A 15719-nucleotide genomic window follows, 5' to 3' on the forward strand; every position below is an offset into this window, starting at 1 on the left:
GTTTTTAAAAGCAGCTTTTCATAAGACAATAAACAACCGCTTTTTATAAAATCTAAGGCTTTTAAACTGTTATAAATCTAGGTTTCAAACGTATTTATAGAGATATCATTTTATGTCTCTAAACGTTTAAACGTTCATTTAGTGAGGTTCTCATAAGCGTATTTTCACTTTGCATTTAAACATAACTTCTTTTCAAATAAGCCGCTCTATATTTGGGCTGGCAAAATTAACCAGCTCAAATTCGAGTTCGTTAACTTTAGAATAGAGCATTCTTTAAACATTGTCGCTTTTGACTCAAAATTGAGTAAAACACCATGCCTTTGTAATATGATTGCAATCCTTTTGAAATTTATCTACTTATCTTTGTCTTAATAAGTATCCTCAAATTTTAGGGGACTTCATTTGGTTTCGTATTTTTAAACTGTAACTTTTAAAACGTTTTTTGCTTGTTTGCCTGCGTTATATCATTAAAAATCTTTTGATTTCTACGACATAACATTATCAATTTCATTACCTGTTGTGATGATAGTATCTATATAATGTCTGCTTATTATTGACTAACTTTTTAGTAAGCGGCGCTTTAAAATCGACTTGTCTTTAAATCCTTTTATGTGCCCTTAATGAATTAAAACCTATTCTATGATAGTTTCAAATGATTATTTCTTTTAAGGTTTAGCTCAAAAAAAGAGTAAACCCCATACCATTTTTTAAACGCATGCAATTTATGTTATCGATAATTTCAAACGATTACGTTTTTAATAATGCGATTTGTGTGTGATACAAACGTATCATAAAATTTATGAACTGTTATGAATGATAGCTGCGTTCACTTCATTTGAATGTTTACATGCGTTTTATGGTCTATCCATACATGGTAATTGTTTATGAAAAATGGTTAATTAAATCACGTATAAAAGTGTAGATTTTAAATGGGATTCATATAAAATAATTGCATACAAACTATTGACTTTATTATATTTTTTATGAATAAGATTCCATCTCGTTTAGACGTTGTAAAAGAAATCACCAAAGACCTTATTGATAAGATTCTTCTCTTACACGGCGTTATCACTTTTGTTTGCAAAAATCTGCTTGTCTTTTGACTTTTGATATGGATACAACCTCTTTTGAGGTAGAGCAAAGAATTTTTTAATCATGGAGAGTGCAACAGTGTTCTTCAAAAATCTTGATTGGTTTGTTGAAAAAATTAAAGAGGTAGATAATTATTCAGCATGTTATCAACTACCAGATTGTGAAGTACAAATTCTTTATAATGACGCAATTATCAAAGGTTATCAGTAAGTTGATGTTGGAGTTTCGATTAGTACTGGTATTTTAGCTGCTGCCTGTATGGTAATTGATCCCTATCAATTCTCAGCACTTACAAGATCTACAACTTGATTTTTATAAAAAGGGGTTGAGAGTTTGTGAAGAAGGAATATACGCAGATTGGTTGGAATTAAGCGGGATTATGTCTTGAAATAGGCGATAGAAAAAATTGATCTTCATAAATGCTTTTATTCCAGATATGGAGCACCACCTTGGCGATAGAGTGAAGTTAGAGGCACATAAAGGTTATCAAGGTAGATGATGCAGATTATAGCTTACTTCATATTGGTGCACTGGCTTTATTGGGTGATGTTGCAACCTTACAATCTTATTATCAAAGTTTCGGTGCAGAGGATCATTTAGGCTTTGATGAAAATACCCAACAGATTCATTTTGAACGTGCATTGGCTTTAGTCAAAGAAGTAGTCAAATCTAAGCAACTCAGCTACGCTTTCATTGCAAAAGTAGTAAAAAATATGAACCATCTGGAAGAAAAACAAAGTTCTTAATAAGAGCTTTCCAGAGAGGTGGAGTTTCATTCTTGCAAGGAAAAAAATAGCTAAATTTATCAAAACAAAAGCTAAGGAATAGCTCCTTAAGAAATATCAAGAAGATCTAAAAAGATTATAGGAGCCAGAGTCTGGTTTAAAGATGCCATCATCAGTTGAGTGAACTCAACAATGGTGGAGTTTTATCCATTGGCGGAAATCTGATGTTTGAAAGAGGCTTTCTTGATGTGAAGGTAATGTTGTAATAAATAATTATTATAAATCAATATGTTGTATATATTCATTGTTTTGAGATTAATGACCATTGACAAATAATTTTGCACCATTTTCTCTCTTCCAGCTTTTCGTCAATCATCAATGAAAATTTTTTATAATGGAAAGTTCATTGATAATATAACTTTTGTATGTCATTACTTTACGCTTAAAAAAAATATAAAAATAATGAAATGCAATTGAGTTATCAACTGCTTATTCGTTTCAATTTTTAATCATAAAAAAATCTTTTTATTCATTTTGCTTATAAAAAGAATTAGCTTTTTTCTGGTGATACAAGTGGAGAAATAAGGATTTTAGATATGTTTCGGCGTTCCATTTCAATCACTTTAAAGTGTAAACCATCAGTTTCAAAGCTTTCTCCCTCATTTGGTAAATGACCAAACTGCCAAAGCATAAAGCCTGCCAGAGTCGTATAACGATCTGCTTCATCCACAAGGTTACGCCCAAGATAACCACTTAAACGGCGGATATCAGCATATCCCTCAACAAGAAGACTGCCATTTTCAAGTTGTTCTGCGATCATGAGTTCTTCATCGTCATCAGGAAAGTCTCCTGCAATAGCTTCAAGAATATCGGTTGGTGTTGCAATTCCTTCAAAAGATCCATGCTCATCAACAATAATTGCAAGCTGAATCGAAGAATGACGTAATTGCTCCATCAATCGTAAAACACTTGTATTTTCATGAACAACGAGGGGTTCTCGCATAGCTTTTTTCCAATTAATCTTTTTCCCCTCAGCCAAATTCAAAAGAAGATCTTTTGTCAACGCAACGCCAACAAATTCATCCACTTTTTCACGCGCAAGAATTAAGCGGCTATGTTTAACCTTTTGTAATTCTTCACGCATTTCATTTTCATCAGCATTTAAATCTAACCACTCAATTTCATTACGCGGCGACATGATAGAGCGAACAGGGCGATCAGCTAAATCGAGAACACCACGAATCATCTCCTTTTCTTCTGGTCTAAACAACTCAGAAGCTGCGGCCTGTTCAGCAATAACATCTACAGTCTCAGCAAGGTGACTATCTTTGCTTCCTCCTCCTAAGAGTCTCAAAACAGCATCAGCTGTTCTACTGCGTAGATCATTCGTTTTAATCATTTTTTCACGGTTACGACGTCCAATTTGATTAAAAGCTTCGATAAGAACAGAAAAACCAATAGCAGCATACAAATACCCTTTTGGAATATGAAAACCAAATCCTTCAACAATGAGAGTAAAACCAATCATCATCAAAAAACCAAGACAAAGGATTACAATAGTGGGATGACGATTAATAAAACGCATAAGAGCACCAGATCCGCACATCATTACTCCCATAGCAGCTATGACTGCGATATACATAACTGCTGCCTGCTCTTTTGCAATCATACCTGTTGCGGTAATAATACTGTCTAGTGAAAAAACGGCATCCAGCACCACGACTTGGACGATTACTTGCCAAAAAACAGCATAACCAACGCCTGTTTTTCTTTCATGTGATACTCCTTCTAACCTTTCATGTAATTCTAGCGTTCCCTTTGCGAGCAAAAAGGCTCCACCACCGATTAAAATAAAGCTATGCCAACTAAATACAAAAGATGAAAGTGAAAGAATGACCCTATCGAGTCTCATAACCCATCCAATAACGGTAAGAAGGAAAAGCCGCATAATTAATGCTAAAGTAAGACCTATAAAGCGTGCGCGGTCACGCAAATGCAGTGGCAATTTTTCAGCTAAAATTGCAATAAAGATAAGGTTATCTATTCCTAAAACAATTTCGAGAAAAACCAGCGTGATCAAACCAAACCACGCATGGGGATCAGTGATCCATTCCATCATTCCTTACCTTTTAGAAGCTTAAAAGCGCGCGATTGACAAAAAAAATTCATAGGCTTTTATTCGTATATTGGATCATGAACATTGAATGTAAAAAACTTATATTCAAAGAAAAAAACAGCACAATATTACTTGAATGCATGTGATTGTTGATAAAACAAAATGATGCCCCATCCCGCTTACAACCACAAGAAGGTTCCTCTAATTTTCGCTCGGGCATTATGCTCGATAATCCTCTAACTATAGGTTCTGTATAACAATCAGAACATTTATTTATAAAGCCTCTTATAATGGGTTTATTTTTATATAAGATCAAGTGGTGAATATCATATTTTTAACCTTACAGACAATGAGTTTATATAACAAACAACAAAATATCTGGACATCTATCCTTAGGAGCGTTATAGAAACGCTCATTCTCGTCTTTTGAGAAGCTTATGGGTGATTAGCTCAGTCGGTAGAGCAGCTGACTCTTAATCAGCGGGTCGTGGGTTCGATCCCCTCATCACCCACCATTTTATTTTATACCGTAAATAACTTATTGATTGCGTAATTTTTTTTAAGGTACGAGTTGCTAAATAAAATTGGGCAGTAGGATTTCCCCATATCTGTTTGTTTAAAAGTGAAGATTGTTGATATAGCTTAGTCATCGGTGTTTGTACTTTTTAGGGGACTCAAAGAACTTCCAAAGGACATTTTAAGATCTTTTAATGCGTATTGTTTCTTTTTTTAAGTTGCAATTGGTAAGGAGAAGCCTCTTACCGACAATTGTGTTATTTAAAGGGGTATAAAAATCAACAGTTTTCACTTCTTTTAATATAAATTGATTAAATTTTTTTGGATTTTTAGCATATTGTTTAAAGACAGAAGAAACTTTACACTTTAGTTGTGTCAGCAGCGTGGATATTTTTTGATAACTCTCCCGCTTAAACAAAAAAATTCTGTAATAATCATCAGTATTCCAAGAGGGTAAATCAAGATAAAATAAAGTAGTTAGCTGGACATACAAGTAATAAAATTAGATCAGTTTAATTGTTTAAAGCTAATACCTGTTAAACGAAAGACAATAAACTTTAATGAGGCTTAAAGTTTTAAAATATTAAGCTGTGTGGTTACGCTATGCTGTCTTTCCGTTAGCTAAACCTCTAAAAATATAAATATTAAGAAAGCCACTCAGATTCATTATAATATATTGATTTATAAAGAATTGATTATTCTTTATTTAAAAAAAACTTTACTATCATAAACTTCTTTTGTTTCAATCCCTCTTATAATGAATTAATTAAAATCATTCATTTTTGCATCATAAATGGGATTAACGTGTGGATAAAGACTATTGAAGAAAGGCATAAAAATAATTCTTATTAATGTTCTTAAGTGCTAAAAGTTATCATAACATTGGAAAAATAGTATAATGGCGCAGGCTTGCTCTTTTATTAAGTATAAAGATGATGGTGCAACAATAGCTTTACTATTATACCATTTACGGGTATTGTTGTGTAATGGAGAAGAGCGTTGAGAGAGGTTTCTTAAAAAAGATATGTAAATTGGCAACACGATGGTGTTTTGTTCTTTTATAGGTACATAAAAAAAGAAGTCATTGATAGCCTTTTATTTATTCAGGTGGTGTTTTGGGGGCTCTTTTCCAATATTGTTGCGCCTCAAAAATGACGACCACAAATAATGAAAGGATAAGCGGTATAATCAAATAAAACATTCTAAAGACAATAAGTGCTGCAATAACATCGGTTGGATTTATATTGGGCATGCCTGTTATGAAGAGAGCTTCAAGAACTCCTACTCCTCCTGCTGGAGCATTAGAGAGAAGAGTTATCGTAAAAGATGCTAGGAAAACACCAAGAACAGAGATAAAATGAATATCTGCGTTATGTGGGAGAACAGCATATATAATTCCTGCTGCTCCTAAAAGCTCTAGAGGGCTAATGAGAAGCTGTTGAATAACAATTTTCAGCCGGGGATAGGAGAGTTGAATTTTTTTACCCAAGCGTAAGGGTTTTAACTGAAGCCAGCTGCCAAACGTATAAAGTGCTATACAGCTGAGTAAAATTGCTCCAGCCGTTGTTCCGAGCCATTCAGGAAGTTCTTTATGAATGAGGGTGATAATTTCGGGTTGCAGCACCAAAACGATTCCCAAAAGTAAGATTGTGCCGATTACAAAAGTAAAAGAGCAAAAACCTACTAATATTGCGATTTCTGTTCCGTTTAATCCTTTCATTTTATAGGCGCGATAGCGTACAACGGCACCAGAAAAAACTGAAGCACCGATATTGTGTGAAAGAGCGTAGGTTGTAAATGAACATATAGCGATAAAAATCCAAGAAATTTTATGGCCTAGATGTTGCAAGGCAATTCGATCATATCCAGCAAGAGCAGCATAAGCTAGGAGAGAACATAAACAGGCTAATAACCAGTGCTGTGCATTTAAATTGCTCAAGCGCTCCAATACATCCCCAAATGAAATGGCAGAGAGCTTCATGTAAAGAATTCGAATAGATACCAGCATTGCTAAGATACCAATCAATGGCCATATAAATTGCTTTATTTTCACGATTCTGTATCCATTTTATGTTTTCTGTAAATTTTCATGATTGAGCATATTCCTTACAGATCTTCGTTCTGTTATATACTCTATAATACCATTGGCAATTTCTTCATCATCTGTTACTACAACATCAGCACCTAAATCAATGAGATATGTTGTTTCTGTGTCGGATAATGCATGTGTGATTATCTGGATATCTTTCTTCATATCACGGATATTCACGATACATTCTCCTACTTCAATGGTACTTCGCATTGTAATAACAACTTTATGTGCATTATTTATATTTGCTGCGTTCATTATTTCTTGTTGAATGATATTGCCGCAAATAGCCTCAAAGCCATCTGCAATCGCTTTATCAGAGAGGCGTTTTGATTCTTCTACGATCACTATAGGTTCACCTCTATTTATTAAAGATAATGCAACACACTTACCGATACGACTATAGCCAATAATTACGATATGGTTGTTTTTTAAGGTCATCGGTAAAAAATCTTGGTCAGGATCTTGTGGATCAATATCAATAATTGTTTGGGTATTTTGTGAAGATGCAGAATTTTTTTCTAGACGTTTTTTAATTTTATTACAGGCAATGAAAACAAGAGGATTGAGCAAAATAGAAAAAATTGCTCCTCCAAGAATTAAATCATGAGCGTCATTGTTTAAAAGTCCTAAGCTTAAACTTAAACCAGCAAGGATAAAGGAAAATTCTCCGATTTGGGCAAGGCTTGCAGAAATAGTCAAAGCTGTTGCATTAGAATAGCGAAAAGCTTTAACGATGAAAAAGGCAACAGCAGATTTTCCGATTACGATAATGAATAAGGTTGCTAAGAGAGGGAAAAAATGAGTTAAGAGTTTCTCGGGGTCAAATAACATGCCTACAGAAACAAAAAAGAGAACAGAAAAAGCATCGCGCAGTGGTAAAGATTCTTCCGCGGCACGGTGGCTTAATTCTGATTCGCTCATGACCATACCAGCAAAAAAAGCACCAAGAGAAAGAGAAACTCCAAATAAATGAGCGGCTCCGAAAGCTACTCCTAATGCAATAGCAAAGACGCTAAGACGAAATAATTCACGTGATCCCGATTGTGCGCTCATTTTTAAAAGCCATGGGATAACGCGTCGCCCAATGACGAGCATAAGTGCAATAAATACAATTACCTTCAGGATGGTGAGACCAAAAATACCCCAAATACTTAAATCCAACCATTGAACAAGAGGATCCAACGCTTCTTTTTTGGTATTGCTGAGGGCACTTGCCAAGGAAGGGATGAGGACAAGTATAAGGACCATTGCTAAATCCTCAATAATCAACCATCCAACGGCAATGCGTCCTTTTTCTGTTTCAATAAGATGACGCTCTTGCAAAGCACGTAGCAGGATAACGGTACTTGCTATGGATAAAGCAAGACCGAAAATCAAACTACCACTAAAGCCCCATCCCATAATCAGACCAAGGCACAAACCTAGAAAAGTAGAAAATGCCATTTGTGCAATAGCAGCGGGGACAGCAATAGCTTTGACAGATAAAAGGTCTTTTAATGAAAAGTGGAGCCCAACACCAAACATCAGCAAAATAATACCAATTTCAGCAAGTTGATTAATGATGACGGAATCTATTTTAAATCCGCCTGTATTGGGTCCCACAATAACACCAGCTAACAAATAGCCTACAAGGGGTGAAATACGTAAACGGCTAGCAATCATTCCCAAGAGAAATGCTAAACATAAGCCTGCAACAATAGTTGTGATAAGTGGTGTGTCGTGGAGCATGGATTATTTACTATTCTTGATCAAAAAGCGAATGAATGAAAACGACTATATTTCTATGAGAAGAGAGGCGAGATGTACCATACGCATTAAAGGGCATTTTTATTTCACTTTGATATTTGCACGATTATTTCGCTCACGCCACCAATTTCCTAGCAGGAGTAAAATAGGAGCAGCAATAAAGATAGAGGATGATGTTGCAATAATAATCCCAAAGACCATGGGTAATGCAAAATTATGAACAGCACTTCCACCCCATATCGCCATGGGGAGCATCGCAAGAATTGTTGTGGCTGATGTAAAAAAACAACGTACAAGAACCTGATTAATTGACAGATCAATCAGCTCGCGCAACGGCATTTTTTTATAAAGACGCATATTTTCGCGCATCCTATCATAGACGACAACTTTATCATTTATAGAATATCCAACAATTGTTAAGAGTGCGGCGATAGCCGTTAAATTAAAATCAAATTGAAATAAAGCAAAAAAGCCAATCATTTTTGTGGTGTCTAGAATGAGAGTGATAATTGCTCCAATGGCAAAGAACCACTCGAAGCGTAACCATATATAGAGAGACATGGCAATAGCCGCAAGAATAACAGCAGTAAAAGCAGCTGTGGCAAGCTCACCTGAAATTTTGGGACCAACAACTTCTATTTGATCGAATGTGGTATCGGGATAGATATTTTGTACAGCTGTTTTGACCTTATCAATGGCGGTGGTTTGTTGTGCTTCGCCACCGCTTTGTTTCTGCATGCGAATTAATACGGTATTTTCGTTATCAATATTTTGCAAGGTAACTTCACCAATATTAAGAGTAGAAAGCTTGGAACGCAGAGTTGCTAGATCTGCTGGTCCTTTCGTGGTAATACTCATTTGGCTTCCGCCAATGAAATCAATACCAAAATTCAATCCAGGCTTAAAAAAGAGAAAAACTGAAGCCATTGATAAAACAATTGAGACGCCAATACCAATGAAACGTGCTTTCATAAAGTGGAAAGTTGTGTTTTGTGGCATGATGTTGAAAGCAGAGTGAATATGCAATTTTTTAATTTTCCATTTACGAACGATCCAAATCATGATGATGCGTACAATGGTGATATTTGTAAACATGGAGATGATAATACCAAGCAACATTGTTACGGCAAAACCACGAACGGGACCGGTCCCGAACCAAAATAGTAAGACGGTCGCTATAATTGCTGTAACATTTGCATCAACAATGGTTGCAAAAGCGTGTTTAAATCCACGATCTAGGGCTGCAAAAGCACCCACACCTTTTCGACTTTCTTCACGGATACGTTCATTGATAAGGATATTAGCATCAACGGCAATACCGATGCCTAAAATAATACCAGCAATACCAGGCAGCGTAAGCGTAGCTCCCAAAAGACTCAGTGCAGCAAATGTTAAAATTGTGTGCAGAGCTAGTGCTATATTGGCAATTAATCCCCAAATACGATAGAGAAGAAAAATAAAAATTGCAACAAGAATAAAGCCAATTATGCCGGTGTAAAGTCCCATTTGGATAGCATCAGCACCAAGATTTGGACCTACGGTTCTCTCTTCAATGACCGTGAGTGGTGCGGGGAGGGAACCAGCACGAAGCAGAGCAGCCAGAGTTGAGGCTTCTTTGGGGTCAAAGTTTCCTGTAATTTGACCTTGTCCATTGGGAATGACACTATTGATGGTCGGAGCGGTTAAAACTTTATTATCCAGAACAATGGCAAAAGGACGGTTAATATTTTGTCGTGTTATATCGGCAAATATTTTTGCACCAGCGGAATCTAGCGTAAATGAAATAATGGAACGTCCTGGTATTTGGGGGTCAAAACCTGCACGGGCATCTTTCAGGACATTTCCATCTAAAGCAATTTGATCATAAATTGCATAATGTTGTGTTGCATCAGTGTATCCAGGGAGAATAGAAACACCTATAGGGGGGTTATTGGGGTCCACATTAGAAGGAACAAGATGAAAACTCATCTTAGCGGTTGTTCCTAAAAGATCACGCAGTTGTTTTGGATCTTGTAGTCCAGGCAATTGGACCATAATACGATCATTTCCGACCTTTTGGATGGCTGGTTCTGAAACACCAACTTGATCTATACGACGACGGATGATTTCTAAGCTTTGTTCAATAGCATTGCTGACACGGTCTTTTATACCAGCTTCTGTTAATGTGACGCGGAGAGTTTCATTTTGAGCACTGATCGTGATGTTATGTTCTGTTGTGCCAAAGCTACTGTGTATGGGGGTTATTAATGTTTTCAAAGCAGAGAGTGCTTTTTCAGTTTGCGATGGGTCAGAAATAAGGGCAATAACGCTATCTTCAACGATACGCACACTTGAGGTGCGGATTTGTTTTTCACGCAATACATTGCGCACATTGCTTAAAACTATATGTAACTGATCGCGTTTTAACGTTTTGCTATCAACCTCGAGCAGGAGAGAAGAGCCTCCTTGAAGGTCAAGACCAAGTGCTACACGGGTGTCGGGTAAGAATTTCGAGTTTTTAACTTGTTCGTGTGAAAATAAATTGGGTAAGGCAACATAAATGCTGCTTAAAAGAATAAAACAATAAAGGGTAGTTAACCAACCAGGTGTACGCATGATATATTCCGTAAATAGGCAATCTAACAGTTATTCAAAGTTAAAAGCACAAGTAAAATAAGATGATCGTTTTTATATTCAAGGAAGAGAATTAAGTATGTTCATTGGGAGGAGCGCGTTTATTTGAGAAATATTGTGTTTTAACGTTGCGAAATCGTGTGTCAACAGCTGGAATCTTTATTAAAAAGAAATCCAATGTTAGGATTTTTTGAAAGGTCCTCATAAAAATAGATTCTGTATGGAGTGTTACAAGTTTTTTGTTTTCAGTTGTGGTAACATTCACCTGATCACACTTATGATGTAAATCAAATCTATTCGTTTTAATGACATTATTGGTGTGTGATTGTTTGATTAAATAAGCACGCGTTTCTAGGTTGCTCGTCAAGAATACACCTAAACTGGATAGAAAAATCCAGGTTGTCAAAGGAAGAAAATCTTCTTTTTTGCAATAAAGGTGCAAAAAAAACATGCTAGAGTGCCTTCTTTAATCTTATTGAGTTCAGCTTATTTATCATTCTTTTATCTTATTACCAGTATTATAGGATAAGGGAAAGCTTTTATAAGATTATTCTATAAAAGTTGAAAATATCTACTTTATACCATATTTAAAAGAGAAAAATAAAATCCCTTTTGTGCTCATAAGGTAGATATGTATTCATTTTGTAGAAAAAACATCCACATACTTTTCCTTCTTTTGGGGATTATCTTTGTATTTAATTCTGGTGCATGGGGTAATAGGGGGGCACAAAATACAATTGTCGAACAAACGATAGCTTCTTATTCAGTTGATGAAATTATTCTGCAACAACAGTTGATTATTAAGACTCTTGAAGAAAATACTGAAACTTTAAAAAGAGATTTTGACAGAAAGCCAGAAGATGAGCGTGCTTTAGAAGAATTACGGTTACGTGCACAAGATATCAGTGAACGTGCTATTGAGGCAGCATTTGTTTTGCGTCCTCCTCTTAATGAGATTAATACACTTCTTGATCAATTAATGGAGCTCCATCGTGACGTGAAAAAACTGAAAAGCTCTGTGAAGGAATATTCCTATTTGATAGAGCAAAAAGCTAAAATTAACAGTATCATGCTTCGTTTTGAAGCAATTTTCTTAGCGGCAAATAGAATAGCTGAACTTTCTATTTCTCAATCTCGGGAGCTTTTTAAACGCACGCTTACGTATAGGCTTGAGTTTTCGATTCCGATGGTTAAACATCTCGTCCAAAAAACAAAAGAGGCTTCATCAGATTTTCTTGTGTTGTTAAATTCTTGGTGGAATTTTATATTTTACTTCAAGTTTTTACAACTATTTCTTTGCTTTTTAATTCCACTTTTTATTACTTTGGGACTTTCGTATTTTTCTCAAAAAGTTCTTGTTCATGTGTATTGCCACTTTACGAAGTCTAATGAGGAAATATCTTATTTACAACGCTTATTGATCGCCTTTATTTCAGTTCTCTTACCTTCACTTGTATGTATTCTTTGCGTTTATCTTGTGTTGTTTTTGTTTCGTAGTTTTAACTTAGATCTAGGTAAGCTTACAACAGTTTTTGATATGATAGGTTGTCAAATTATTTTATTATTTTTAATCAATCGATTAGCGGTTGTTCTTCTATCATCGAATAGGCCCCATGTAGGTCTTCTCAAGATTACATCATCGTCTGCTTATCAATTAGTGATTTTACTCACTTCTTTAGGGGGTATTTTGGCATTTGACGCTGTTCTTGATAGTATTTATCAAATCATTTCAGCGCCTCTATCTTTAACAATTGCTAAAAGTTTTATTGCTGTTTTTCTTGTAGCGATATTGCTATTTATAATATCATTTGTACCTTTGCGGTTTAGACGTAGGCGTGTTCAAGAAGAAAAAAAAGAGCCATACTTTTGGCCATTTTATATACGCATTCCTCTTATTGGCTTGGGGTTACTGCTCTTTGTATTGAATTTTTTAGGTTACGTTGGACTTGCGCGTTTTATTACGCAGCAAATTATGATTGATGGAGCATTTTTAGTTCTCATGTATTTAGGAATACAAAGCGCTCAAGCACTTGGAACTAAAGACCAATTTATGAAAACAACGGTTGGTCATCTTTTGATGCAGAGGTTTCATTTAGAAGAAAAAACGATGAATCAATTGGGAGTTTTTGTGAGCGTTTTTCTCAATTTATTTGTTGTTATATTTTGTGCAATGCCAATTGCTGTACAGTTTGGATTTTCCTATTCTGATTTAAAAGCAGTTTTGTGGCAATCGGTGACCGGTTTTCAGATTGGAAATATTAGTCTTTCTTTGATTTCTCTTGTAACAGGAATTATTTCTTTTTGTGTTTGCTGGTTTCTTATTCGCCGATTTATTGGTTGGTTAGATAATGTGGTGTTGGTTCATGGAGAGTTCGATTCTGGTATACGTAATTCTATCAAAACAGTGATAAGTTATGGAGGCGTTGTTGTATCTTCTTTGACCGGATTATCAATGGCAGGTTTGGATCTTAGAAATTTCGCTCTTATTGCTGGAGGACTTTCACTTGGTATAGGTTTTGGTTTACAGAATATTGTCCAAAACTTTGTCTCTGGACTTATTATTTTAGTTGGAAGACCATTTAAAATAGGGGACTATATAGAATCTGGATCAGTAGGGGGTGTTGTTAAGCGTATTAGTGTGCGTGCAACGGAACTTGAGACAATTCAGCGTAAGACGATTATTATTCCCAATTCAAGCCTTATTAATAACAACGTTAGTAATTGGACACGACGTAATAAAGTAGGACGAATTGATATACCAGTTACTGTATCATCTAAGGTTGCTCCAGAGCATGTTGCTGAAATTTTGTTAGAGATTGCTTCTGCGACAGAAGGCGTTTTAAAAAATCCTATCCCACAGGTGAGTTTTACAGCATTTGATCGTAAGAGTTTTTCCTTTAATTTGGCTATTTATGTGCCTAATATTACCTCATCTTCTCATGTAACCAATGCTCTTCGATTTAGCCTATATAAGCGTTTTGCTGAGGAAGGAATCTTAGAATGCTGAAATATACTTATATTTTGATTACAGTTATTCTATTAAGTATTTTTACCATAACAGCTTTTGCTGCAACAGTGAAGAATACTGATTTAAAGATACAATCTCTTATTGTTGTTGAAGGAAGTATACCTTCAAAAATTTCTTTAAATACTCATCAAACAATTACAATTTGTATGAAGGGATGTTTTATAACTTTTCCTAATAAAGACCGTTTTGCAATAAAGGCAGATGATAATATAGAAATCAGTAGGGGAAGAGCAATTTTTAAATAAAATGATTGAGAATTTTTGTTTGGGGACAAGATTTAGAAGGATAATGATATTGTGTGTAATTAATAATCTCATCCTTTAGAAAATGGTAAAAAAAAGGTATGATTTTAGTATAAAATGGATGTTTTTTTATACTATGTAGAATCTACAGTATGCATTTTGGATGTAAGAATATTGAGGTATTTATAGTATTGTTAATGAACATCGATTTTCTAAAAATAATTACATCATTTTTAGAATTTTTTCATAAAAAAAGGCATAAAATATACTATTTTGTGATTTTTTTGCGGTAATTTTAATACAAAATGTTTTATATTTCCTCCTTTTGACAAGATAATATGTATTTTTATTAAATATTTATTATTTGAAGTAATCATTATTATAATATTTTAAAATTTATTTGATAATATTAAATTTTGATGTAATGATATATTAATATAGTAATAGATTTAAATGTAACTATAAAGGAGTACATGCGATTTTGCAGCATAAGATTTTATAAAACTTTGTTTTTCTAAATGTGATTTTTGATTATATTTAAATTTAGAAATGGGGTATAATTTTATGAATACAAAATTTATAACAGCATCTGTTTTTTCTTTGATTTCACCTTCTATAGTACAGGCTGCAGATGTGGTGGCTCACGAAGAGCCAGTACATGTTGCCTCAGAAGTTGTTGCTTCTTCACCTTTTTCTTGGGGAGGTGTTTATTTCGGGGGGCAAGTTGGTGGCTTTTCAAGTAAGATTTCTGCAACAGCGCCTGATGTTAATATTCCTCTCTATCCTGATGAGGGTAGTAAAAGTAAACCATGGATACCTGTCGAGAAACAGCATATGCCCGATCTTTCTGGGTTTATAGGTGGTTTTTATGCGGGTGTTAATTTTGATCTCGGTAATAATTTTATTATGGGGATTGATACGGATATCATTTTAACGGAAAAAAAGGATACAAAAACAAGATTTCATGCAGATGAATCGAGTGCTGGTGGAACTGAAGGATTGGGCACTGAAGGATCGGGTAGTGATACTGAGGAATTAGATACAGAAGAAAAAAGTCGAAAAAAGGCAAAAATTGTCAGGAGACAGGGCAGAGGCTTTTCTCGCTCTTCTGCAGAGGATAAAGAAGAGAAAGACAGTTTAACTTTTAATCATACGTTAAAACAAAAATGGACAGGTGCTACACGGGTGCGTGTTGGGTTTTCTGCAGGGCGTGTGATGCCTTATATTGCTGGTGGTGTTGCTTATGGACAGTTTCAGGATATTTTGTCGACAGTAATTACGGGAGGTGAGCCATTTAATAGGACATCGGATGTAACAAAAACGATGATTGGTTATACTCTCGGTGGTGGTGTTGATTTTGCAATGACAGACCATCTTGTTGTGCGTGCGGAATATCGTTACTCAGATTTTGGTAAAAGGAAATTTAAAGACGAGATTGAAGTTAAGTATAAGACGAATGATTTTCGCGCAGGAATAGCTTACAAATTCTAATTTTGTAGGATAAAGGAGCTTAAATTTAAGAGGTCCTATTTCTTTGATAGGGCCTTTA

At 35.1% G+C, this 15719-nt stretch carries 9 protein-coding genes and 1 tRNA gene; 5 read left to right on the plus strand and 5 right to left on the minus strand.

Features of this window, described 5'->3' with window-relative positions:
- Window positions 1–1613: 1613 nt before the first annotated feature.
- On the plus strand, window positions 1614–1838 hold the full coding sequence (locus ACFIMI_RS06070) for a hypothetical protein (protein WP_375613509.1): 225 nt from the start codon (window positions 1614–1616) through the stop codon (window positions 1836–1838).
- A gap of 529 nt (window positions 1839–2367) precedes the next feature.
- Here ACFIMI_RS06070 and ACFIMI_RS06075 read toward each other — a convergent pair.
- Window positions 2368–3936 carry a TerC family protein gene (locus tag ACFIMI_RS06075; RefSeq protein ID WP_375612149.1) on the minus strand — a complete coding sequence of 523 codons (1569 nt, stop codon included), beginning with the start codon at window positions 3934–3936 and terminating at the stop codon, window positions 2368–2370.
- Between the two features lie 436 nt (window positions 3937–4372).
- On the opposite strand from ACFIMI_RS06075, the gene ACFIMI_RS06080 reads away from it, so the two are divergent.
- Window positions 4373–4448, plus strand: a tRNA-Lys gene (locus ACFIMI_RS06080).
- A gap of 1100 nt (window positions 4449–5548) precedes the next feature.
- On the opposite strand, the gene ACFIMI_RS06085 is transcribed toward ACFIMI_RS06080, so the two are convergent.
- The 4 genes from ACFIMI_RS06085 to ACFIMI_RS06100 form a co-directional block, all read right to left on the minus strand.
- Complete coding sequence (locus ACFIMI_RS06085; protein ID WP_375613484.1) at window positions 5549–6502, minus strand: YbhN family protein; 954 nt, start codon at window positions 6500–6502, stop codon at window positions 5549–5551.
- A gap of 15 nt (window positions 6503–6517) precedes the next feature.
- Window positions 6518–8269: a YbaL family putative K(+) efflux transporter gene (ybaL, locus tag ACFIMI_RS06090; protein ID WP_375613485.1), complete on the minus strand. Its 1752-nt coding sequence runs from the start codon at window positions 8267–8269 to the stop codon at window positions 6518–6520.
- A gap of 99 nt (window positions 8270–8368) precedes the next feature.
- Complete coding sequence (gene secD / locus ACFIMI_RS06095) at window positions 8369–10882, minus strand: protein translocase subunit SecD (protein ID WP_375620802.1); 2514 nt, start codon at window positions 10880–10882, stop codon at window positions 8369–8371.
- 91 nt (window positions 10883–10973) lie between these two features.
- Entirely contained in the window at window positions 10974–11351 is a 378-nt protein-coding gene (locus ACFIMI_RS06100) for a hypothetical protein (RefSeq protein WP_375613487.1), read from the minus strand.
- A 180-nt stretch (window positions 11352–11531) separates the two neighbouring features.
- On the opposite strand from ACFIMI_RS06100, the gene ACFIMI_RS06105 reads away from it, so the two are divergent.
- From ACFIMI_RS06105 to ACFIMI_RS06115, 3 genes are all read left to right on the plus strand, one after another.
- Window positions 11532–13907, plus strand: a complete 2376-nt coding sequence (locus ACFIMI_RS06105; RefSeq protein ID WP_375613488.1) for a mechanosensitive ion channel domain-containing protein — start codon at window positions 11532–11534, stop codon at window positions 13905–13907.
- Window positions 13901–14173, plus strand: a complete 273-nt coding sequence (locus tag ACFIMI_RS06110) for a hypothetical protein (RefSeq protein WP_375612155.1) — start codon at window positions 13901–13903, stop codon at window positions 14171–14173. The genes ACFIMI_RS06105 and ACFIMI_RS06110 overlap by 7 nt, the downstream gene beginning before the upstream one ends.
- A gap of 561 nt (window positions 14174–14734) precedes the next feature.
- Window positions 14735–15661: an outer membrane protein gene (locus ACFIMI_RS06115; protein WP_375613489.1), complete on the plus strand. Its 927-nt coding sequence runs from the start codon at window positions 14735–14737 to the stop codon at window positions 15659–15661.
- Window positions 15662–15719 lie beyond the last annotated feature (58 nt).

This window comes from Bartonella sp. AP4SXKL (assembly GCF_042195845.1).
Lineage (GTDB): Bacteria > Pseudomonadota > Alphaproteobacteria > Rhizobiales > Rhizobiaceae > Bartonella.

Excerpts from the sequence above, each read along its gene's own strand:
- secD (WP_375620802.1), bottom strand. The coding sequence starts at position 10,882 with ATGCGTACACCTGGTTGGTTAACTACCCTTTATTGTTTTATTCTTTTA.
- ACFIMI_RS06115 (WP_375613489.1), top strand. The coding sequence starts at position 14,735 with ATGAATACAAAATTTATAACAGCATCTGTTTTTTCTTTGATTTCACCT.
- ACFIMI_RS06075 (WP_375612149.1), bottom strand. The coding sequence starts at position 3,936 with ATGATGGAATGGATCACTGATCCCCATGCGTGGTTTGGTTTGATCACG.
- ybaL (WP_375613485.1), bottom strand. The coding sequence starts at position 8,269 with ATGCTCCACGACACACCACTTATCACAACTATTGTTGCAGGCTTATGT.
- ACFIMI_RS06105 (WP_375613488.1), top strand. The coding sequence starts at position 11,532 with ATGTATTCATTTTGTAGAAAAAACATCCACATACTTTTCCTTCTTTTG.
- ACFIMI_RS06100 (WP_375613487.1), bottom strand. The coding sequence starts at position 11,351 with ATGTTTTTTTTGCACCTTTATTGCAAAAAAGAAGATTTTCTTCCTTTG.
- ACFIMI_RS06110 (WP_375612155.1), top strand. The coding sequence starts at position 13,901 with ATGCTGAAATATACTTATATTTTGATTACAGTTATTCTATTAAGTATT.